Source organism: Adlercreutzia shanghongiae (genome assembly GCF_035830635.1).
Classification (GTDB): Bacteria; Actinomycetota; Coriobacteriia; order Coriobacteriales; family Eggerthellaceae; genus Adlercreutzia; species Adlercreutzia shanghongiae.
This window is the reverse complement of the sequence record NZ_JAYMFI010000009.1, coordinates 264,442-280,941: the sequence shown is the minus strand read 5'-3', so window position 1 is coordinate 280,941 and position 16,500 is coordinate 264,442. Positions and strand designations below refer to the sequence as shown.

Here is a 16,500-nt window from a genome sequence, read left to right as displayed (position 1 = left end):
TTCGCATGTTGCTCATCGCTCTCTCCTCTCTCCCAGGTGGCAGTACCCGTCGCACGGGACGCGCCTGTGCAGCTTCTCGCACCTCGGCATGCCGCCCTCGGGCGTCTCGTCGGCCCATCCGCAGTCGCGGCAGCGCACCAGAGGCTCGGGGAACTGCGTCAGGTAGGTTCCGTCCTCTTCGGGGCCGGCCTTGATGATGTAGTCGCTCATCGCTCCTCCTCCAGCCACTCGTCCACGGTCTTGCACGGTATGCCGCACGCCTCGGCCACGGCCTTCTCCAGGCGCGCGCCCTCCGACTGCTCCCAGCCGGGGAGGAGGGCAAGGCCGTCGTAGTATGGCGCGGGGTACCTGATGCCGGGTTTCTGGGTGCGCTCGGTAAGCTCGTTCATGCCCGGCCTCCTCTCAGGTCGCGCCCGCACATGGGGCAGTGGTTGACTGGAATGGAGCAAAAGTCGTAGGAGAGATCGCAGCTGCGCCCGCATTCGTGGTCGATGCCAAGACGGCCATCTCTGGGCATGAGCCGCACCGTGAAGCTGCCATTGTCGATCATCGCGTGGCCCTGCACTCCCTCGCAGTACTCGCACATGGCTACTCGCCTCCCTTCTCCGGGCAGTAGGCCGCGCAGCACTCCGGGTCGTAGTCGGGACAGCTCGCGTTGAACCGGTTGTGGCCGAACGGGGTCGCGAGCATCCACGCCCTCGGGGCAACCGCGCTCAGGCCGGAGGTATCGCACGCGACCGCGGTGCAGCCGGTGGTGAAGCACACGAACACCTTGCCGTCCCGCACGGACGCGACCCGCCCGTAGTCGCCGTCCCCATTGGCGTCTACGCAGATGACGTAGGCGCCCTTCTCGAATCCGCTCATTCCGCGCCTCCCGTCCGCTTGTCCAGCTCGCGCTGGCGGCGCAGCAGGTCGAAAATCATGGCCTCGCGGCAACCGATGAAACCGTTGCCGCTGTTGTACCGTTCGCTCGGAGTCGCCCCATCGACCTTGGAAGGGCATTCTGCGCACTTAAAATCGGAGCAGTCCCAGTACCCGGTCATCAACTTCAAGACGTCAGCGTCGATGCGCTCCTGGGTGTCGGGAGGGGTGTGGGCGAGGTAGCACCCATCGAATCGCTCGTTCCCGCCCCCTGGCACCGAAACGCGCACATTGTCCTGGTCGAGAACGGCGAGCACTTTGCATGGCTCGCCGATGTGCGATCCGTAAGTCGGGTACACCGTCTCGCACGTCACGATGGGCTTCCCGTCGGCTCCCAGCACCTCGGGGGCGGGGCGCTTGATGGTGTCGAACTCTCTGTTGTAGCGGTACTCGCGGGCGTGATCTACGCCAGTGAAGGAGAGCAGCCATACCGACCAGTTGTTAACCGTAACCTCCTGCAAACGGCCCTTGTCCATCCCTCCGCTGCGGTAGTGCAGCTCGATCTCGTCTCCGAACTGCACGGGCTCGTTGCAGTCGTCCACGGGCTTCTTGTACGCGCACCGTTCGAGCCATGCGCCGAAGGTCTCGCCCTCGCGGAAGCCGGGCCAACCATTGGTTACCGCCCATATCGCCGCGAGGTCTCTCAAATCGGCGGCGTGGACCTGGGCCAGCTCGGCGTCGATCTTGTCGGCGAGGGCGAGGCACCACCTTTCGCAGGAAACGTCGTCGCTGCATTCGAGCGAGAACGCTTCCTGGCATAAGGTGCATTCGGGAACTCGCCCCGTGGCGGAGTTCCTTTCGGCCGCCCACCGCAGCAGTTCCGATGCGGTCATGTCTACCACGTCCATGCCTCGGCCTCCTCCCGGGTGATGAAGAAGTGGATTCCGCTGGCGCACTCGTCGAAGCGGTCGTCGCAGAACGGCTCCTCGGGCTCGACCACGGCCCCCTGCTCGTAGGAGAACGATTGATCGCGCAGGGACGCGAACCGGCAGCCCTCCGGCACATCGCCCAGGGGCTCTATCACCAGAACCTCGGCCCTGGAGCAGCGGCACTTCCGCCCCGTGGAGTTGGAGCGCGCGGCGTCGGCGGGCACCCGCAGCTTCGCGATGGCCTCTCCGGCCTTATCGCCGTCATCGTCGAGCGCCACGACCTTCTTCCACCCGATCAGCTCTCCATCGGGGACGATCACCGTCATCGCCTGGGCGAGTTCGGCGCTCTTCGCACGGCTCAGGTCGGCACCGCTCAGGTCGGCACGGCGCAGGTCGGCACCGCTCAGGTCGGCACGGCGCAGGTCGGCACCGCTCAGGTCGGCACGGCGCAGGTCGGCACCGCTCAGGTCGGCACCGCTCAGGTCGGCACCGCTCAGGTCGGCACCGCTCAGGTCGGCACGGCGCAGGTCGGCACCGCTCAGGTCGGCACGGCGCAGGTCGGCACCGCTCAGGTCGGCACGGCGCAGGTCGGCACCGCTCAGGTCGGCACCGCTCAGGTCGGCACCGCTCAGGTCGGCACCGCTCAGGTCGGCACCGCTCAGGTCGGCACCGCTCAGGTCGGCACGGCGCAGGTCGGCACCGCTCAGGTCGGCACGGCGCAGGTCGGCACCGCTCAGGTCGGCACGGCGCAGGTCGGCACCGCTCAGGTCGGCACCGCTCAGGTCGGCACCGCTCAGGTCGGCACCGCTCAGGTCGGCACCGCTCAGGTCGGCACCGCTCAGGTCGGCACGGCGCAGGTCGGCACCGCTCAGGTCGGCACGGCGCAGGTCGGCACCGCTCAGGTCGGCACGGCGCAGGTCGGCACCGCTCAGGTCGGCACCGCTCAGGTCGGCACCGCTCAGGTCGGCACCGCTCAGGTCGGCACCGCTCAGGTCGGCACCGCTCAGGTCGGCACGGCGCAGGTCGGCACCGCTCAGGTCGGCACGGCGCAGGTCGGCACCGCTCAGGTCGGCACGGCGCAGGTCGGCACCGCTCAGGTCGGCACCGCTCAGGTCGGCACCGCTCAGGTCGGCACCGCTCAGGTCGGCACCGCTCAGGTCGGCACCGCTCAGGTCGGCACGGCGCAGGTCGGCACCGCTCAGGTCGGCACGGCGCAGGTCGGCACCGCTCAGGTCGGCACGTCTGCCGCCGTCCTCGTCGTAGAGCCATTTGCGGTGGAGGTCGAGGATGCTCTGAAGCTCCTCTGCCGTGTAGGTCTTTCGGTAGGTCATCGTCTATCCTTCCTCCCGCATCATGTCGACGCGGGGGTCGTCGTCCTCGTTCTGCTCCCAGGCTTCCGGGGCGTCGCCCTGGTTCCACGGGGCCGCAGGGTCGCCCTCCCAGGTGCTATCGGGGTAGTTGCCCATGCTGCCTCCTGTGGGCGCACACGGACTGGTGGTCGCAGAACACCGTCACCGCGACCTTTGCAGCGCCGCCGATGCCGCCGATAACGTCCTCCTCGACGCCGATTTTCGCGTAGGGGCACTCGTCGGGGCACCCCTCAAGGCAGTCGTCAAGCTCGACTATCATGCTTCCTCCCGTCACCAGAGCACCCGGGACAGGTCCCACAGGTACTCCCTCTTTCCGCTCCTCATGCGCACCAGGCGCGGGCACTCGGTGCCCATCTGGCGCGCCTCGTCCATAGGTATGGACTTCCTGCCGTGCTCGGCCTCGTAGACGGCCACCTTAGACACGGGGACCATCACGAGCGCCGACTCCATGGGGTGCCCCTTCGCCCTCCATCCGAGCGCCACCCAGCCCTCGAACTTGATTGACAGGCCGTCGAAGGCCGCGAGCCAGTCAATCTGATGGCCCGCGATGCGGCTCAACCTGAAGGGCTTCCCCTCGGCAGTCTCCTTGCACTCTATATAGCAGCAGCGCCCGGAGTTGCCGAAGAACGCGAAGTCCGCCGGCTGCACGTTCTTGGCGCTGCCGCCGCCGTCCTCGATTCGGTGGGCAAGCGCGCTGCAGTCAGCCGAAACGGCGGGCGCGAGCGCGTGGAGCGACCTCGCGAACTCGGTCTGAAGCCATTCGCCTTTTCTCACTGGCCGTCTCCTTCCTCTATGTAGTTCGCCCCGAACTCCCGCATGAACTCCTCGCGGGTGCCGCCGTTTGCCTCGAAGGCCCGTTGCGCCGCGATCTTCAGCGCGCTCTCCAACTTCTCCCACGGCGGGCAGTGGTCGTGCATCGCCATGTGCACGTCATGGCGCAGCCACACCCACAGGCCGTTGCGCTCGGAGGCGTTGCGGCGGCTGCCCTTGAACACGTGGTGCCGGTCGAGATGGATGCCCGCGCCCGTTGCGTAGCACTTCCTCTCGTCCTGCATGATGCTGGGTGTCATGGCCTCACCGCCCTGAAGCTCACGGCCCGCTCGTCGTCCATGACGCGGCGTATCACGGCCTGGGCCGTCTCCGGGTCGCCGCCCCCCGCCACCAGCCTCGCGGCCAGGGGGCCGCGGTCGTACTGGCACGTGAATATGGTCGGCCTCTTCGCCGAGTAGCGTCTGTTGATGAGACGCCACAGCATATCGAGCGCCCGCTGGTCGGGACAGCTCCTGCCCAGGTCGTCCAGCACGAGCAGCCACGGCGCTGCATAGCGACACATCACGTCGTCCTCGCGGTCGCGGCTCCCCCAGGTGTCACGCATCTCGCAGAGCGCATCGGGCTCGCTGGCGAACAGCGCCAGGGCGGGGCGCTTGGCGACCACAGCCTTGAGGGCGGCGCAGGCGGCGTGGGTCTTTCCCGCCCCAGCCTCGCCCACGATGACGAGGTTAAGGGCGTCGCCGACTGCGCAGCGCTCGGCGAACTCGGCCACCTTCGGGTGGCACTGCGAGGCATCCGCCATGCGGTACCGCTCTGGTATCCCGGCCCCGGCTATCCTGCGCCGCACGTCGGCCTCGCGCCGCTCGCGATTCCATGCCGCAACGGCCTCGTCGGACGCAGTGGCGCTAGAAGGCGGAATCGTCGGGCTTAGCCCATTTGCCGAGATCGACACCGGCACCACCCCCTATCTCGTTCACGTAGCTCTCGAAGTTGCCCGGGGCGAAGAGCGTCTTGGGCCTGAGGTAGGGCCTCATGTCCTTCTCGCCCGGCCTCGGCTCGCGGTTCCACTTGGCGCACTTGACGTCGATGACGTGGAAGAAGTCGTCGAGCGTGTACCCCTCGGCGAACCTGCCGTTTATCATCGAGCGGGTCTGGGCCGAGTCGGCGCGGAACTTGGTGCCCGCGGCCTCGTTGAGCCTCGCCACAATGGCCTCGTAGGGCAAGGCGTCGGCCTCCCCGGCCGACAAGAGGGTTTTTTCTCCCTTCATCTTCTCTTTCATCTTCATATTCATATTCCTAGGCTTTTGCTTGACCGTTTGCTTTTGCTTTGCTTCGCTTTTGCCAGAGGCTTGCTTGTCGGTTTTCTTTCGGCTTGCCTCGGATTTGGCAGCGTTCGCGGCCTTGGCCTCTCCCCCGTCCCTGCCCGCGCTCGCGCGCTTGCGGGACAGCTCCACGCTGGGCTTCGAGGCGGTGAAGGCAATGCGGGCCTCGGCGCTCGCTATGTCGGGCACCTCCCCCGTGTGGAAGAAGTGCACCAGAGCGCCCCAGTACTCGCACCGCGCCTCCCATGAGCCTATCTGCTGCCCTGTGTCGAAGTAGCCCTCGAAGAAGTTCATGGCGGCTCCTAGAATGGGATATCGTCGTCGTAGGGAGGCGGCGTCGGGCCAGGGTCGGGCGCGGGCGCGGCGGCGCGGGTCGCTGAATACCCGCCGCGTGATTCGCCCTGGCGGCTCATGAACTCGATCTCGTCCACGATGACGTCCAGCTTGCTGCGCTTCTGCCCGTCGCGCTCCCACTGGCTCCACCGCAGCTTGCCCTCGATGGCAACCTTGGTTCCCCTGGACAGGTACGGGGCCACGCTCGACGCGCGCTTCCCGAACATGGTGCAGTCCACGAAGTTGGGATAGTCCTCCCACTCGTTTGTCTGCGGGTTCTTGCGGCGGTCGTTCACCGCCACGCCGAAGCCGAGCACGTCCGTCCCGGACTGGGTGCAGCGAAGCTCCGGCTCGCGGGTCAAATTTCCGCTGATGATCACTCGGTTGATGCTCATGTCATCTCCTATCGGGTTCTGCGAACCTCATCTTTGCTATCTCCTCCGGGGTAGCCACGTCGATGCCCTGGGCCTCGCACTCCTCCCTCATGCCGTTGATGAGGCGGGAGAACTCGGCCGAGTCCATCTGGGACGACCCCTTGTAGACCTTCACGATGTTCCGCTCCATCAGGGGGTCGTGGCCCGCTATGTCGAAGTAGCGGAAGTAGTCGCCGCAGGGAACGCGGTCGTCCACGCTCACCACCTGGGAGACGCCCCACTCTCGGAGCATTCCCAGGTGCACCTCGGACTCGGGCATATTGAGCTTGGCGGCGAGCTGGCCCAGCATCGACCAGTAGTAGGCGTTCTGGGTGAGGCTGCGCGACTTGCGAACCTCCTTGACCTCGTAGGTCTTATCGGGGTCGGCCTCGCGCAGCCACGCCATCAGCTCGAAGGGCCTACCCCTCATCGGGTGCCTTCGCATCCAGCTTCGCCTTGTCTGCTATAAGCTGGCGCACATGGGCCTCGCATAGGTTCACGTCTCCTGGTGTGTAGCTCTTCATGTCCTTCTCGAACGTGGCGTCCATCCACTCTTTGATGGACTCCTCGCGGATACCCGCCGTCACGGCCTCGGCCTTGAGGCGCTTGAACTCGTCCCACTTGCCGGGGCGTTTCGGCTGTGGCGATGCCTGGCGGCGCTGGGTCGCTCCAACTGTGGCCGCCCCGTCGTCGTCCTCGCCCGCCAGCCCGAACGCGCTGCGGAGCGCGTATCGCCTCATGTACGTCTCCCAGCTGCCGGTGGCCTGGGCGTCGGGGCAGTCGTGGAGAGGGCGCGTGTCCATGACGATCTCCTCGTCCCCGTCGAACACGACGGTCTCTAGCGCGTAGCTGCTCGTGTGCTCGCTCCACACCTGGCGCTGGGTGAGCCCTATGCCGTTGTCCATAAGCGGCGGCCTGACGGCGGCGAGAACCTGGTCGAGGCTCTCGTAGTTGTACTGGTAGCTCCCGCCGCTCTTGGTGGGCACCTTCGCCGTATTGGACTTCTTCGGATTGACCATCTCGGCCATTGCGACGACGAGCCGCGCCTTGAGGCTCGTCGGCTCCTCGGCCTTCTTCTCTGCCATCTATACCTCCAATGCTCTTCCGTAGTTGCAGAACGGGCGGCAGTCGCAGTACTCGAGGCACTTCTGGTCTCTGCCGGGGCGGTGCTCCACATGGCACTTTCGGCCCGTGTCCTCTTGCAGCCGCGCCGCGTAGCGCACGGCGTCCTGCTCGTTGTCGAAGTTCTTGCTGGACTTCTTGTTGCCCTGCTTCATGACCGCCCAGGTGTCGGGCTTGGCCCACCGCTCCTTGGGGGTGCACAGGGGAAGCTCGTCGTCGGGAAGGGCCTCGCAGCGCTCGATCTCGCGGAACTTGGCCTCGACGCGCTCGCCGAACTCGGCCAGCTCCTCGTCCGAGAAGTCCCAGCCGATGACGTAGAAGGGGTGCTCGGGGTAGTTGGACTCGAACTTCGCCTTGGCCTTCGAGTGGTCCTTGAGAATCGCCACTATCTCGCCCCGGCGGGCGTCGAAGCCTATCCGGCGCAGCATCCAAACGTAGGAGAGCAGCTGCTCGCGGTAGTCGTCCCAGTCCCCGAAGATGACCTTCCACACCGTGGCCGACTTGTAGTCGGTGACGGTGCCGGTGGCGTCGTCGTACAGGTCGAAGATGCCCGACAGCACGTAGCCGTTGGGCATCTCGGCGGTGACGTAGTTCTCCTTGAGCTGGGTGGCGCTCTCCTGCGACTGCTCAAGCAGCAGGTGCATGGAGGAGCCGAAGATGGTCCACGCCATGTCGGCAACGTCGCTCTCGATCTCGTCCGAGTGCCGGCGGGCCAGGATGGCCTCGCGCGGCCCCTTGAGCATCTGGGTCACCGAGTAGCGCTTCGGCGTGTACTCGTGATCGCACGTGGCGGCGTCAACGATGGGCTGGGGAAGCCCGAGGCGGTTAGTCAGCTTCATGGCCGCGAAACCTCCCCTGCATCTCGTCCAGCAGGACGCGGATGGACTCGAAGTGGTAGTCCACGGCGAATCCGGACTTCTGGGCAAACTCTTCGGAGATTCGGTCGGTGCTCAGATTCAACATGGCCAAGTCGTCGGGGCCAAGCTCGCCTCCGACGCCGCAATAGCAAATTCCGTCGTCATCGAGGACGGCGACGAGATACGAAGACCCCCTGTAGCTGGCTTCCTCTCCGTTGCCGAACACCGTCACCGACACGCAGGGGCGATCCTCGTCCAGGGGTGCCGACTCGTCCTTAACGATCATTCCTCTCTCCAATCTCGGGCAGCCAGGAGACCGGCAGAAGCCCGTAGCAGTCGATATAGCTGTCGCCCATCTCGATCACCGTGCCCACGAGGGACGGGTCGTAGAGGGCCAGGTACCGCTCCATGGCGGCCCAGTTCGCGTTGGTGAGGCCCCGCTTGCTCCCGGCGAAGGATATGCCGTTGTCCAGGCAGAAGACGGACACGCGATCCCTCATGCGCCCCTTCGTCCCCGCGTCCCTAAGCCCCGCCAGGAAGCCGTGGACGGCCATGAACTCGTCTCGCGCGCCCTCCATCCACGCCTGGGCCTCAAGGGCCATCTGGCGGCCCTTGGCGATGGTCGCGCCGTTCTTGATGAGGCGCGTCCGCTTGTGCGGCGACGGGATCGGCCTCATGCGACACCCGCCATGTGCAGCAGCGCCGCGAGGTTGGGAACCCCGAGGCACAGGCCCAGCGCCGTGACGGCGAGGGCGATATCCGTTACAATCTCGTCGGATCGCTCGCGATCCGCAACCGTGGGACGCCGCGCGCTCCGCCAAGAACCGTCGCGGCGCTCCCCTCTTTTGGGAGGCATCGAGAACGGCCTCACAGGGCCAGAGAGAAAACCTCGCATACCTTCTCCTTCCATTCCACGAGGGCGGCGACGTCCCGCCGAAGCCTCGCTATCTCGGTCTCATCCTCGGAGGCCCTTCCTCCGGGCGGGTCGTCGGCGATGCGCCAGACTGACCCGACCTTCGAGGCGCGGAGCTTCCCGCGCTCGCACAGGCGGCGAACGGTCTGCACGTCGATTCCGTAGCGCTCGGCGTATTGGGCCGTCGTCAGGTACTCGGCCATGGGTCACCTCCCGTCTCTCGTTCAGTCTTTCCATTCCATGGAGTCGCTTTTCCGGCCAGCGTGTCCATCGGCCATTCGGTTTTCAAGGTGCTCGGGAGCTAGGCCCCGTCCAGCGCGCAGGGGACGGTGATTAGGAGTTCCGTGACACAGCAGCATGGTCGTGTCCGATGCGCGCTGGGCGCGGCCTGCTCCCACGGCCAGGCTCCGATTCCCGCGCACGGGCAGGGGGTAAAAGGGGAATTCACGCAGAAGAGAGAGGAGTAGGAGGTGAATGTCCCATGCGCGGGGGTCGGAAGCTGGTCGGGTGGTTGGCGCGCCGGGAGTCGAACCCGGGTCTGGCAGTTATAAGCTGCCGGCTCTTCCGTTGAGCTACGCGCCGTGTTGGCGCCCTCCCCGGGAGTCGAACCCGGATCGCCCGCTTAGGAGGCGGGAGCCCTGTCCATTGGGCCAGGAGGGCTGGTAGAATGTCGGAGTCGGATAGTTGCTTAGGAGGAAACGTGATCAGGCTCAACCACGACCTGCGCCGGACGCTCGCCGTCCTTCTGCCGTTGAACAACATCCACGGCGTGTTCGCCGCCATGGAGTCGGGCGATTACGACCTCCGCGGCATGAGCACCGAGGAGATAGCCCGTCACATGGAGGAGATGAAGCATCTCGGCCTGCTCGTCGTGGAAGAGGAGGACGACGGCAGCGATCTCTTCGTGCATCTGTCGAGCGATGCGTCGTCGTACTTCTACGACTCGAACGCAGAGAGGGCAAAGGCGGCGCTCAAGTTCGCCGGCCAGCTCCTCACGGGCGCGTCGGGCGGTGCCGTGGTGTACGCTCTCGGTCACCTCCTAGGCCAATAGCGCCGAGCAAGCCAGATACCCTAGCGCTCCACCGACGCCGCACAGGAAAGCCATCAGCAGGTCTTCCTTCCTTAGGCGCTTCACCTCTCACTTCCTCTCTGCGGGCTATGCCGCGCCGTCCTCTCCTGTCTCCTCTGGCGGTTGCCAGCCGACTATGGCATCGATGGAGATACCCATGGCCTCCGCGAGTTTGAACGCCTGGTCTAAGCCGGGCGTGGTTGCGCCCGTCTCGTAGCGGGCGATGCTGTTCTGCCCGACGCCGGACGCCTCGGCCAGCCTTTCCTGGCTCCAACCGCGCTTGACGCGCTCAACCTTCAAATTGCGCGCGACCTTCCCGTTGCTGTAGCTCACTTGCCGTCACCTCCTCTCCGCTTTCCAGCGATTCGCCAACCCGCAGTCACGCCGCAGCACATCAGGCACATACCGAACATGAGCGTCGCCGTGTGTGAGTCGCCCTGACTACAGAAGAACATCTGGAGCACGAGGAACACAGCAGATAGGAACGTCATAAGCGCGGTGACAAGCGTTTCCGTCGCGTCGCTCTGCATGTCTCTCCTTCCTTCGCGACCCCTTGTTCGAACCGAATGCCCTGCGGGGCGGCTGCCTGGTAGAATCACCTCGGAAAGGAGGTGATGGGTATGCTCAACGATTTCAGCAGCTTCGAGGCGCTGATCCGGCAGAGGAAGCCGGCCATCGTGACGAAGCTCATGGCTACCAAGTACGGGGCGAAGTCGGAGTCTGCCGCCGACGACGCCCAATACAAGCGCGAGATAGAGGTTGCCGTTGATGCGGCGGTCGAGGTCTTGCGCGAGTACCGTCAGTGGGCCTCGTCAAGATAGGCACCGTCGCCCAAGCGCCGCTGGTCTTGCTCGTACCGGAACTGGCTCATTCCCATGTACGACTTTGCGAGATCGGCGGCGAGCGCCATCTTCTCGGAGGCGGCTTCGCCAGTTAGGTTCTCGCAGATGAAGGCATCAATGGCCTCCATTGGGTTCTTCGCTGCCATTAGGCCTCCCTTCCGGCGGCCGCCTCGCAGGGTATTCGGTTGTCAACGTGCGGGGAACCTCCACGGGTTCTCCTTGAAAGTTACAGTAGCTCTGTAACTATTGGGCATGATATTCCATTAACTATGAATCTGTCAACCGAATTTGTTCAGAAATATTGAAACTTTTACATTCACGATGTACTATTTGGAACCATCGAGAGGAGGTATCCCAGTGGAACTGCAACTACAGCAAATACGTAAAAGGGCCGGATTGAGCCAGCAGCAAATGGCGGATGCCTTAGGAATCAAAAAGCGCACTTATGGGTCATGGGAAAGGCAAGAGGTTTCGCTTAGTCTTGAGCAGGCCTACGACTGCGCGGTGATCCTCGGCTGCTCCATCGATGCCATAGCGGGCTACACTCCTCCCGTCTCGTACGCAGACCCCGCCCAGGAGGCGCTGAACGGCTACTGGCAGTCCATGAACGACGACGGGCGCGAGCGGCTTTTGGGGATAGCCGAGCTTGCGGCGGACTCGGGCAAGGTCAGAGTTCAAAAAAATGCCGGGGATCTACGAGTACCGGCCGAGGTGGGAAGGAGCGCGTAGGTGAGGGTGGTGGAGTTTGTGCGAAACTGGGGAGGCTTCCTCTTCGGCCTCTGCGGCTTCCTGTGGTGGCTCGGCATAACGCCCGAGAACGTGGGCCAGGCCGTATACGATGCTAGCTACTGGATAGTGCCGCCGCTGCTCCTGGGGTGTGGAGTATGGATCGGCTGGTCGCTCAAGACGCGCCAGATGGAAAAGGAGGGCATCGCCTCGCGGAACATGGCCGCTAGGAAGCATTCGAGCAAAGAGATCGCGGCTTTCTGCTCGGTCATGTCGAAACGAAAGAAAGCCATTTTGCTCGAAGCCCTGGAAAATGGGGAGGTCGTTCTATCCCCGGTCGATCCCGATGCTTGCAGCCTCGGAGATATGGATCTGCTGAAGACAAGCCCTGTGGGATTCCGAACGCTCGGCACATCTTGGTTCGTCAATCCCGAGCACATCGCGACTCTCAAGAAGCACAGAGGCAAGTGGCTTGGCGATATTGAAAAATCGGATAGGCTGAAGGTCATCGGTATAGAGCAGGCAAACTATTAGTAATTTTGCAAACCTCTAGCAAAACCATAGCAAACCTGTAGCAAACCGATCAAAAGAGAACGAAAGAAAAGAAAGAAAGAACCAAAGAAAGAAAAGAAAGTAAGAGAAATGTCCCAGAGACTGTTTTCGCGAGGTTCCGGGACGGGTAGAATCGACCGGCGAATCCGTTTCAGGTCGTGACAGGAAAGGAAGGAACCATGAAGAAGATCGCAGCAATCGCCGCAGCGGGAGCGCTGGCCCTGGCGCTGGCCGGGTGCTCCGGCACGGAGGCGCAGGATGCCCAGGAGCAGCCCCAGGCGGCACCCGCCGAGCAGAGCGCCGCGCCGCAGCAGGAGGCCCCCGCTAAGGAGGAGCCGAAGGCCGAGGCGCTGAACCTCGACGGAACGTGGAAGTCCATCGACAACGAGTCCGACGACGCATGGCAGGAGGCCGTCATCGAGGGAGACGCGATCACCATCAACTGGGTGAGCGACGGAGGCGACACGAAGTCCCTCTACTGGGCCGGCACGGTCGACCCCACGGACGGAAAGACCGTGGAGGACGTGTTCGCGTGGGACTCGGCGAACGACACCGACCAGACGAGCAAGGCGCTCCTCGCCTCGGGCGACGAGACCAAGGCGTTCACCTACGAGGACGGTCAGATCAGCTACGAGGCGTCGGCCATGGGCACCACGAAGACGGTGCGGCTCGAACGCGTGAGCTAGCAAAAGAGAGAACCCCGCATCAGTTTGGCGACGGGCGCGGGGTTCCAAAGAAGTACCAACCGAATAAACGGAAGGCAAGGTGAATTCTACACCATGGCTGGGAGGAAAGTCCACGGCGACGGCGGCGTGTACCGGCTGGACAAGTCCGTGCCAGCGTCGAAGTGCCGCAGATGGCAGATCCGCATATCGCTCGGGAAGAACCTGGCGACGGGAAAATACGACCGCATAAGCCGCGACTTCGCGGGAACATACCGCGAGGCCCAGACCGAGAAGCGGCGCCTCATCGCCGAGATCGAGCGCGGCGACGTGCAGCGGCGAAGCGATATGACCTTCGAGCAGTACGCGGACGCTTGGCTGGAGGAGCGGAGGGAAAGCTGCGCCTACGGTACGTGGCGCAAGAACGGCGATCAGATGAAGTGCGCCAAGATGCACCTCTCTAAGGCCCGATTGGACGAGATACGGCCCCAGACACTCGAAAAGTGCTACAAGGCCCTCATGGACGGCCACAGCCCCTCAGGGCGGCCCTTGTCCGGCACCTACGTGAACAGCATCCACGTGGCGCTGCACCGGATGTTCCGGCAAGCGGTCAAGGACGGCCACATCGCATCGAACCCGTGCGACTTCGCCGACGCGCCGTCGGTGGACACGCGCGAGAAGAAGGCGCTGCGGCGCGATGGCATCGTGACGCTCATAGAGAAGCTCGATCCCAGCGACCCCATTCAGTTCGCGATACGGCTCATGGTGAAGACGGGCATCAGGCGCGGCGAGGCCCACGGGCTGTCGGTGGGCGACGTGGACAGGAAGTCCATGGTGCTGCACATCCGTCACAGCTACGACGACGGCGGCAACCTGAAGGAGCCGAAGACCAAGGCGGGGGCACGAGACCTCCCGCTCACCGAGAGCGCCCTGGCCGACATAGACGCCCGCATCGCCGACATCGAGCGCCGCTACCGCAACACCCGCAAGCGCCTGAAGACGGACGGCCCGGTGCTGGGGCCTGACACGCCACTAGTTGGCGACGGGCTGGGAAACCGGATGCTCCCCCACTCCTCCACGCGCTGGTGGACTCGCGAGCGCAAGGGGCTGGGCCTTGAGGGGTGGACGTTGCACGAGCTGCGGCACAGTTACATCACGGAGCTTGCGAGGAGGAAGGTTGACCCGAAAGTTCTCCAGACCATCGCCGGGCACGCCAAGTTCTCCACGACCATGGACATTTACACCCACGTCGATATGGAGGACAAGAAAGACGCCCTGAAGGTGGTGGATTGGTGAGTCCTCGGAATTATTTGGCGTTTTTTTGGCATTTCGGGTTTTCGAGACAAAAAAGAAGGTCGGAAGAAATGCCTTCCGACCTGGTGTTTCATGGTGCGCGATACAAGATTTGAACTTGTGACCCCTACCGTGTCAAGGTAGTGCTCTCCCCCTGAGCTAATCGCGCATTCAGGACTGCTGCGTCCGTAGCAGCGAGTTAGTAGTTTAACAGATTGCCTTTGGCTGTCAAAGGGTTTTTTAGGATTCCTTCGACTCGGCGGCAGACGGCGCGGAATTTCCCTTGGAAACCCCCTCGCCGGCATCGCCTCCGTCCGCGGGCAGCGCCAACGCCTCGCGGGGGGCAATTCTGTCGTAGTTCCAGCCGTTCACGTAATTGGGAGCCGGCGTGACCGCGTAACGGGCGCCGCATTTATCGCACACGACCACCTTGCCCTTTTTCGGACGGAACATCCACCACACCACGCACGCCGTGATAATAGTGACGGCCACAGCGAGCAGGATGAGCATATCCATGAAGCCCGCTTCGGCGATATCGCCCGTCGTGAGCGCTGCGAGGGCGACGAGAACCCAGAGGCCCACGATGTATATGGCGAACCCCGCCACCAGCACCTTGGCGATACCGCGCGTCGGCAGCATGCCCTCGTATTGGGTCGCGCGCGCCTTGCATTCGCGACATTTGACCTTGCTCGTTTCCATGGGCACCGCCTCTCACGGCCTGTTTGCTCGTCATTAGGCCCATGGTACCACAGGAGCGTCCCTGGTTTTGTGCAGGTGAGCAACAGATGAAACGGCTCATGAAGTGCCTACAGCGGGGAGCAGCCGCGACTCCGCCCGCAGCAGGCAACGAAAAAGCTCCCCGAAGGGAGCTGTAGATTCTGGAGCGGACAACGGGATTCGAACCCGCGACCCTCACCTTGGCAAGGTGATGCTCTACCAGCTGAGCCATGTCCGCAGTTAGGTTCCAGGTTGGAGGCGACGCCCGGATTCGAACCGGGGGTGAAGGCTTTGCAGGCCTCTGCCTTACCACTTGGCCACGTCGCCAATCCCTGGCGGCTGTCATTATAAAGGCCGGTCAAACAAGCGCCTGACCGGCCTTCTGATGACAATGGAGCGGACAACGGGATTCGAACCCGCGACCCTCACCTTGGCAAGGTGATGCTCTACCAGCTGAGCCATGTCCGCATCGCGAGGTCATATATTAGTGGAACCTCAACGGCGATGCAAGTACTAATTTGAGAAATTTCTCAGTTGTCCGCAAACGGCTGCAGCATGCCCCGCAACGACCCGGCGCTCGCCGCCGAAAGACCGGCCCTGCCACTGCTGGAAACCCGGCTTCCTCGTCGGAGGAATTCGCCGCTAGCCTACGCGCTCGGCGCTCTCGATGGCCGCATCCACGCGCGCCTTGGCCTGTTCCCCGACCTCTACGGGCGCCGCACCGCCCTCAGCCTCGCGCACCGCCGCATCGATGGCCTCGTCGGCAAGCTCCTTTTTCCACGCATTCAGACGGGAATTGAACGCCATCTGAATGAACTCGAGGACGACGGCAAAGATCATGGCGAAGTAAACCATGATCTTCTCCATGTGCATATCGAGCACTTCGATATCGGTGTGCAGACCGGCGGAATCGAGCACGAGCAGAATGCCGATGGCCGTGATGAACACGAGCGCCAGAATCTTCATCTCCGGATGCGTGTTGATGAAGTTCGAGATAGGATCGATGAACACCATCATAATAACGACGGCGATCATGACGGCGAGAATCATGACGATGAGATGCTCGGCCAGGCCCACGGCGGTGATGACCGAGTCGATGGAGAATACCAAATCCATCACCATAATGGTGCCCACGGCCTGGGGCAGCGTGATGAGGTGCTTGGCTTTGTGCTCCTCAGAGGTCTCGGCTTTGATCTCGGAAAGGGCGAGCACGTCCATAAGCTCGCGAATGCCTTTATAAATCAGATAGGCGCCGCCGACCAGCATGACGATATCGCGCACCGAGAAACCGTGGCTGTACACACCGAGGCTCACCGTGAAAAGCGGATTTACCATGTGCACCAGATACGATGCGAAGCACAGGAACAGGATGCGCATGACAAGCGCGCCGGCTAGACCGAGCTTGCGGCCGATGTGCTGCTTTTCCCTCGGCAGACGGTTGGTGGTGATGGAGATGAACACCAGATTGTCCACACCGAGCACGATTTCCAGGAAAATGAGCGTGAGAAGGCTGATCCAGGCCTCCGGTGTCAGAAATATCGAAACGTCCACGGCTTTCTCCTCTATCCGTGCGAGCCGGCTCATCCGACCCACAAAAAAAGACTCATAGTGCAGATCTGACCATTCGCCGTCAATTCTGCACCATGAGTCTCGCTATTTAAGGCTCGCCAGGCCCGGCGTCACCGCGCTTGCGGCCAACCGTGACCATGATGTTGAACGAGCCGCGCTGCGCATGCGCCAGCTACTCC

At 63.5% G+C, this 16,500-nt stretch carries 29 protein-coding genes and 6 tRNA genes; 6 read left to right on the top strand and 29 right to left on the bottom strand.

Annotated features, from left to right (window positions below; translation table 11 throughout):
• Positions 1-12: 12 nt before the first annotated feature.
• The 21 genes from VJ923_RS06100 to VJ923_RS06000 form a co-directional block, all read right to left on the bottom strand.
• Complete coding sequence (locus tag VJ923_RS06100) at positions 13-210, bottom strand: hypothetical protein (RefSeq protein WP_326439585.1); 198 nt, start codon at positions 208-210, stop codon at positions 13-15.
• Positions 207-389, bottom strand: a complete 183-nt coding sequence (locus VJ923_RS06095; RefSeq protein ID WP_326439583.1) for a DUF4406 domain-containing protein — start codon at positions 387-389, stop codon at positions 207-209. Before VJ923_RS06095 ends, VJ923_RS06100 begins: the two co-directional genes overlap by 4 nt.
• Positions 386-586, bottom strand: coding sequence for a hypothetical protein (locus VJ923_RS06090; protein ID WP_326439581.1), 201 nt, complete (start codon positions 584-586; stop codon positions 386-388). Before VJ923_RS06090 ends, VJ923_RS06095 begins: the two co-directional genes overlap by 4 nt.
• A 2-nt stretch (positions 587-588) precedes the next feature.
• On the bottom strand, positions 589-864 hold the full coding sequence (locus tag VJ923_RS06085; RefSeq protein ID WP_326439579.1) for a hypothetical protein: 276 nt from the start codon (positions 862-864) through the stop codon (positions 589-591).
• A complete protein-coding gene (locus VJ923_RS06080; RefSeq protein ID WP_326439576.1) occupies positions 861-1,769 on the bottom strand; it encodes a hypothetical protein in 909 nt (302 codons plus the stop codon). Before VJ923_RS06080 ends, VJ923_RS06085 begins: the two co-directional genes overlap by 4 nt.
• Positions 1,757-3,121, bottom strand: a complete 1,365-nt coding sequence (locus tag VJ923_RS06075) for a pentapeptide repeat-containing protein (RefSeq protein ID WP_326439574.1) — start codon at positions 3,119-3,121, stop codon at positions 1,757-1,759. Before VJ923_RS06075 ends, VJ923_RS06080 begins: the two co-directional genes overlap by 13 nt.
• 3 nt (positions 3,122-3,124) lie before the next feature.
• Positions 3,125-3,256, bottom strand: coding sequence for a hypothetical protein (locus tag VJ923_RS06070; RefSeq protein WP_326439572.1), 132 nt, complete (start codon positions 3,254-3,256; stop codon positions 3,125-3,127).
• Positions 3,237-3,419: a hypothetical protein gene (locus VJ923_RS06065; RefSeq protein WP_326439570.1), complete on the bottom strand. Its 183-nt coding sequence runs from the start codon at positions 3,417-3,419 to the stop codon at positions 3,237-3,239. The genes VJ923_RS06070 and VJ923_RS06065 overlap by 20 nt, the downstream gene beginning before the upstream one ends.
• Before the next feature lie 11 nt (positions 3,420-3,430).
• Positions 3,431-3,934 (bottom strand): hypothetical protein, encoded by a 504-nt coding sequence (locus tag VJ923_RS06060; RefSeq protein WP_326439568.1) that lies wholly within the window; start codon positions 3,932-3,934, stop codon positions 3,431-3,433.
• The gene (locus tag VJ923_RS06055) at positions 3,931-4,230 is read right to left on the bottom strand and encodes a hypothetical protein (protein ID WP_326439566.1); all 300 of its coding nucleotides are present in this window, start codon (positions 4,228-4,230) and stop codon (positions 3,931-3,933) included. The genes VJ923_RS06060 and VJ923_RS06055 overlap by 4 nt, the downstream gene beginning before the upstream one ends.
• Positions 4,227-4,733 carry an ATP-binding protein gene (locus tag VJ923_RS06050; RefSeq protein ID WP_326439564.1) on the bottom strand — a complete coding sequence of 169 codons (507 nt, stop codon included), beginning with the start codon at positions 4,731-4,733 and terminating at the stop codon, positions 4,227-4,229. The genes VJ923_RS06055 and VJ923_RS06050 overlap by 4 nt, the downstream gene beginning before the upstream one ends.
• Positions 4,734-4,836: 103 nt before the next feature.
• Positions 4,837-5,547, bottom strand: a complete 711-nt coding sequence (locus tag VJ923_RS06045; RefSeq protein ID WP_326439562.1) for a conserved phage C-terminal domain-containing protein — start codon at positions 5,545-5,547, stop codon at positions 4,837-4,839.
• 8 nt (positions 5,548-5,555) lie between these two features.
• A complete protein-coding gene (locus VJ923_RS06040; protein ID WP_326439560.1) occupies positions 5,556-5,981 on the bottom strand; it encodes a single-stranded DNA-binding protein in 426 nt (141 codons plus the stop codon).
• 1 nt (position 5,982) lies between these two features.
• Entirely contained in the window at positions 5,983-6,429 is a 447-nt protein-coding gene (locus VJ923_RS06035) for a hypothetical protein (RefSeq protein WP_326439558.1), read from the bottom strand.
• Positions 6,419-7,084, bottom strand: coding sequence for an ERF family protein (locus VJ923_RS06030; protein ID WP_326439556.1), 666 nt, complete (start codon positions 7,082-7,084; stop codon positions 6,419-6,421). Before VJ923_RS06030 ends, VJ923_RS06035 begins: the two co-directional genes overlap by 11 nt.
• Positions 7,085-7,960: a PD-(D/E)XK nuclease family protein gene (locus VJ923_RS06025; RefSeq protein WP_326439554.1), complete on the bottom strand. Its 876-nt coding sequence runs from the start codon at positions 7,958-7,960 to the stop codon at positions 7,085-7,087. It lies immediately after the preceding gene.
• On the bottom strand, positions 7,947-8,264 hold the full coding sequence (locus tag VJ923_RS06020; RefSeq protein WP_326439552.1) for a hypothetical protein: 318 nt from the start codon (positions 8,262-8,264) through the stop codon (positions 7,947-7,949). Before VJ923_RS06020 ends, VJ923_RS06025 begins: the two co-directional genes overlap by 14 nt.
• Positions 8,254-8,655 (bottom strand): hypothetical protein, encoded by a 402-nt coding sequence (locus VJ923_RS06015; RefSeq protein ID WP_326439550.1) that lies wholly within the window; start codon positions 8,653-8,655, stop codon positions 8,254-8,256. Before VJ923_RS06015 ends, VJ923_RS06020 begins: the two co-directional genes overlap by 11 nt.
• A 190-nt stretch (positions 8,656-8,845) precedes the next feature.
• On the bottom strand, positions 8,846-9,094 hold the full coding sequence (locus VJ923_RS06010; RefSeq protein WP_326439548.1) for a helix-turn-helix domain-containing protein: 249 nt from the start codon (positions 9,092-9,094) through the stop codon (positions 8,846-8,848).
• 305 nt (positions 9,095-9,399) lie between these two features.
• Positions 9,400-9,473, bottom strand: a tRNA-Ile gene (locus VJ923_RS06005).
• 3 nt (positions 9,474-9,476) lie between these two features.
• Positions 9,477-9,551 (bottom strand) — tRNA-Arg (locus tag VJ923_RS06000).
• A gap of 40 nt (positions 9,552-9,591) precedes the next feature.
• Here VJ923_RS06000 and VJ923_RS05995 point away from each other — a divergent pair.
• On the top strand, positions 9,592-9,942 hold the full coding sequence (locus VJ923_RS05995) for an Iwr1 domain-containing protein (protein ID WP_326439546.1): 351 nt from the start codon (positions 9,592-9,594) through the stop codon (positions 9,940-9,942).
• Positions 9,943-10,047: 105 nt separating this feature from the next.
• On the opposite strand, the gene VJ923_RS05990 is transcribed toward VJ923_RS05995, so the two are convergent.
• Positions 10,048-10,293, bottom strand: a complete 246-nt coding sequence (locus VJ923_RS05990) for a helix-turn-helix domain-containing protein (RefSeq protein ID WP_326439544.1) — start codon at positions 10,291-10,293, stop codon at positions 10,048-10,050.
• 287 nt (positions 10,294-10,580) lie between these two features.
• On the opposite strand from VJ923_RS05990, the gene VJ923_RS05985 reads away from it, so the two are divergent.
• Positions 10,581-10,781 (top strand): hypothetical protein, encoded by a 201-nt coding sequence (locus tag VJ923_RS05985; protein ID WP_326439542.1) that lies wholly within the window; start codon positions 10,581-10,583, stop codon positions 10,779-10,781.
• Here the strand turns inward: VJ923_RS05985 and VJ923_RS05980 are convergent.
• Entirely contained in the window at positions 10,760-10,948 is a 189-nt protein-coding gene (locus tag VJ923_RS05980) for a hypothetical protein (protein WP_326439540.1), read from the bottom strand. The two genes, VJ923_RS05985 and VJ923_RS05980, sit on opposite strands and share 22 nt — an antisense overlap.
• A 211-nt stretch (positions 10,949-11,159) precedes the next feature.
• Between VJ923_RS05980 and VJ923_RS05975 the strand changes: the two genes are divergently transcribed.
• The 4 genes from VJ923_RS05975 to VJ923_RS05960 all read left to right on the top strand — a co-directional run bounded on the left by VJ923_RS05975 (position 11,160) and on the right by VJ923_RS05960 (position 14,038).
• Positions 11,160-11,531, top strand: coding sequence for a helix-turn-helix transcriptional regulator (locus VJ923_RS05975; RefSeq protein ID WP_326439538.1), 372 nt, complete (start codon positions 11,160-11,162; stop codon positions 11,529-11,531).
• Entirely contained in the window at positions 11,532-12,062 is a 531-nt protein-coding gene (locus VJ923_RS05970) for a hypothetical protein (RefSeq protein ID WP_326439536.1), read from the top strand.
• Positions 12,063-12,259: 197 nt separating this feature from the next.
• Complete coding sequence (locus tag VJ923_RS05965) at positions 12,260-12,766, top strand: hypothetical protein (protein ID WP_326439534.1); 507 nt, start codon at positions 12,260-12,262, stop codon at positions 12,764-12,766.
• A gap of 93 nt (positions 12,767-12,859) precedes the next feature.
• Positions 12,860-14,038, top strand: a complete 1,179-nt coding sequence (locus VJ923_RS05960) for a tyrosine-type recombinase/integrase (RefSeq protein WP_326439532.1) — start codon at positions 12,860-12,862, stop codon at positions 14,036-14,038.
• A 91-nt stretch (positions 14,039-14,129) separates the two neighbouring features.
• On the opposite strand, the gene VJ923_RS05955 is transcribed toward VJ923_RS05960, so the two are convergent.
• The 6 genes from VJ923_RS05955 to VJ923_RS05930 all read right to left on the bottom strand — a co-directional run bounded on the left by VJ923_RS05955 (position 14,130) and on the right by VJ923_RS05930 (position 16,303).
• Positions 14,130-14,204: transfer RNA gene (locus VJ923_RS05955), tRNA-Val, on the bottom strand.
• A gap of 71 nt (positions 14,205-14,275) precedes the next feature.
• The gene (locus tag VJ923_RS05950; protein WP_326439530.1) at positions 14,276-14,734 is read right to left on the bottom strand and encodes a hypothetical protein; all 459 of its coding nucleotides are present in this window, start codon (positions 14,732-14,734) and stop codon (positions 14,276-14,278) included.
• A 180-nt stretch (positions 14,735-14,914) separates the two neighbouring features.
• A tRNA-Gly gene (locus tag VJ923_RS05945) sits at positions 14,915-14,990 on the bottom strand.
• Positions 14,991-15,005: 15 nt separating this feature from the next.
• Positions 15,006-15,079: transfer RNA gene (locus tag VJ923_RS05940), tRNA-Cys, on the bottom strand.
• Between the two features lie 65 nt (positions 15,080-15,144).
• Positions 15,145-15,220 (bottom strand) — tRNA-Gly (locus tag VJ923_RS05935).
• Positions 15,221-15,394: 174 nt separating this feature from the next.
• Positions 15,395-16,303, bottom strand: a complete 909-nt coding sequence (locus tag VJ923_RS05930) for a TerC family protein (RefSeq protein WP_326439528.1) — start codon at positions 16,301-16,303, stop codon at positions 15,395-15,397.
• Positions 16,304-16,500: the final 197 nt, after the last annotated feature.

Excerpts from the sequence above, each read along its gene's own strand:
- VJ923_RS06085 (WP_326439579.1), bottom strand. The coding sequence starts at position 864 with ATGAGCGGATTCGAGAAGGGCGCCTACGTCATCTGCGTAGACGCCAAT.
- VJ923_RS06055 (WP_326439566.1), bottom strand. The coding sequence starts at position 4,230 with ATGACACCCAGCATCATGCAGGACGAGAGGAAGTGCTACGCAACGGGC.
- VJ923_RS05980 (WP_326439540.1), bottom strand. The coding sequence starts at position 10,948 with ATGGCAGCGAAGAACCCAATGGAGGCCATTGATGCCTTCATCTGCGAG.
- VJ923_RS06070 (WP_326439572.1), bottom strand. The coding sequence starts at position 3,256 with ATGGGCAACTACCCCGATAGCACCTGGGAGGGCGACCCTGCGGCCCCG.
- VJ923_RS06090 (WP_326439581.1), bottom strand. The coding sequence starts at position 586 with ATGTGCGAGTACTGCGAGGGAGTGCAGGGCCACGCGATGATCGACAAT.
- VJ923_RS06030 (WP_326439556.1), bottom strand. The coding sequence starts at position 7,084 with ATGGCAGAGAAGAAGGCCGAGGAGCCGACGAGCCTCAAGGCGCGGCTC.
- VJ923_RS06035 (WP_326439558.1), bottom strand. The coding sequence starts at position 6,429 with ATGAGGGGTAGGCCCTTCGAGCTGATGGCGTGGCTGCGCGAGGCCGAC.
- VJ923_RS05950 (WP_326439530.1), bottom strand. The coding sequence starts at position 14,734 with ATGGAAACGAGCAAGGTCAAATGTCGCGAATGCAAGGCGCGCGCGACC.
- VJ923_RS06075 (WP_326439574.1), bottom strand. The coding sequence starts at position 3,121 with ATGACCTACCGAAAGACCTACACGGCAGAGGAGCTTCAGAGCATCCTC.
- VJ923_RS06025 (WP_326439554.1), bottom strand. The coding sequence starts at position 7,960 with ATGAAGCTGACTAACCGCCTCGGGCTTCCCCAGCCCATCGTTGACGCC.
- VJ923_RS06095 (WP_326439583.1), bottom strand. The coding sequence starts at position 389 with ATGAACGAGCTTACCGAGCGCACCCAGAAACCCGGCATCAGGTACCCC.
- VJ923_RS05960 (WP_326439532.1), top strand. The coding sequence starts at position 12,860 with ATGGCTGGGAGGAAAGTCCACGGCGACGGCGGCGTGTACCGGCTGGAC.
- VJ923_RS05985 (WP_326439542.1), top strand. The coding sequence starts at position 10,581 with ATGCTCAACGATTTCAGCAGCTTCGAGGCGCTGATCCGGCAGAGGAAG.
- VJ923_RS06100 (WP_326439585.1), bottom strand. The coding sequence starts at position 210 with ATGAGCGACTACATCATCAAGGCCGGCCCCGAAGAGGACGGAACCTAC.
- VJ923_RS06020 (WP_326439552.1), bottom strand. The coding sequence starts at position 8,264 with ATGATCGTTAAGGACGAGTCGGCACCCCTGGACGAGGATCGCCCCTGC.
- VJ923_RS06045 (WP_326439562.1), bottom strand. The coding sequence starts at position 5,547 with ATGAACTTCTTCGAGGGCTACTTCGACACAGGGCAGCAGATAGGCTCA.
- VJ923_RS06015 (WP_326439550.1), bottom strand. The coding sequence starts at position 8,655 with ATGAGGCCGATCCCGTCGCCGCACAAGCGGACGCGCCTCATCAAGAAC.
- VJ923_RS06010 (WP_326439548.1), bottom strand. The coding sequence starts at position 9,094 with ATGGCCGAGTACCTGACGACGGCCCAATACGCCGAGCGCTACGGAATC.
- VJ923_RS06040 (WP_326439560.1), bottom strand. The coding sequence starts at position 5,981 with ATGAGCATCAACCGAGTGATCATCAGCGGAAATTTGACCCGCGAGCCG.
- VJ923_RS05965 (WP_326439534.1), top strand. The coding sequence starts at position 12,260 with ATGAAGAAGATCGCAGCAATCGCCGCAGCGGGAGCGCTGGCCCTGGCG.
- VJ923_RS06080 (WP_326439576.1), bottom strand. The coding sequence starts at position 1,769 with ATGGACGTGGTAGACATGACCGCATCGGAACTGCTGCGGTGGGCGGCC.
- VJ923_RS06050 (WP_326439564.1), bottom strand. The coding sequence starts at position 4,733 with ATGGCGGATGCCTCGCAGTGCCACCCGAAGGTGGCCGAGTTCGCCGAG.
- VJ923_RS06065 (WP_326439570.1), bottom strand. The coding sequence starts at position 3,419 with ATGATAGTCGAGCTTGACGACTGCCTTGAGGGGTGCCCCGACGAGTGC.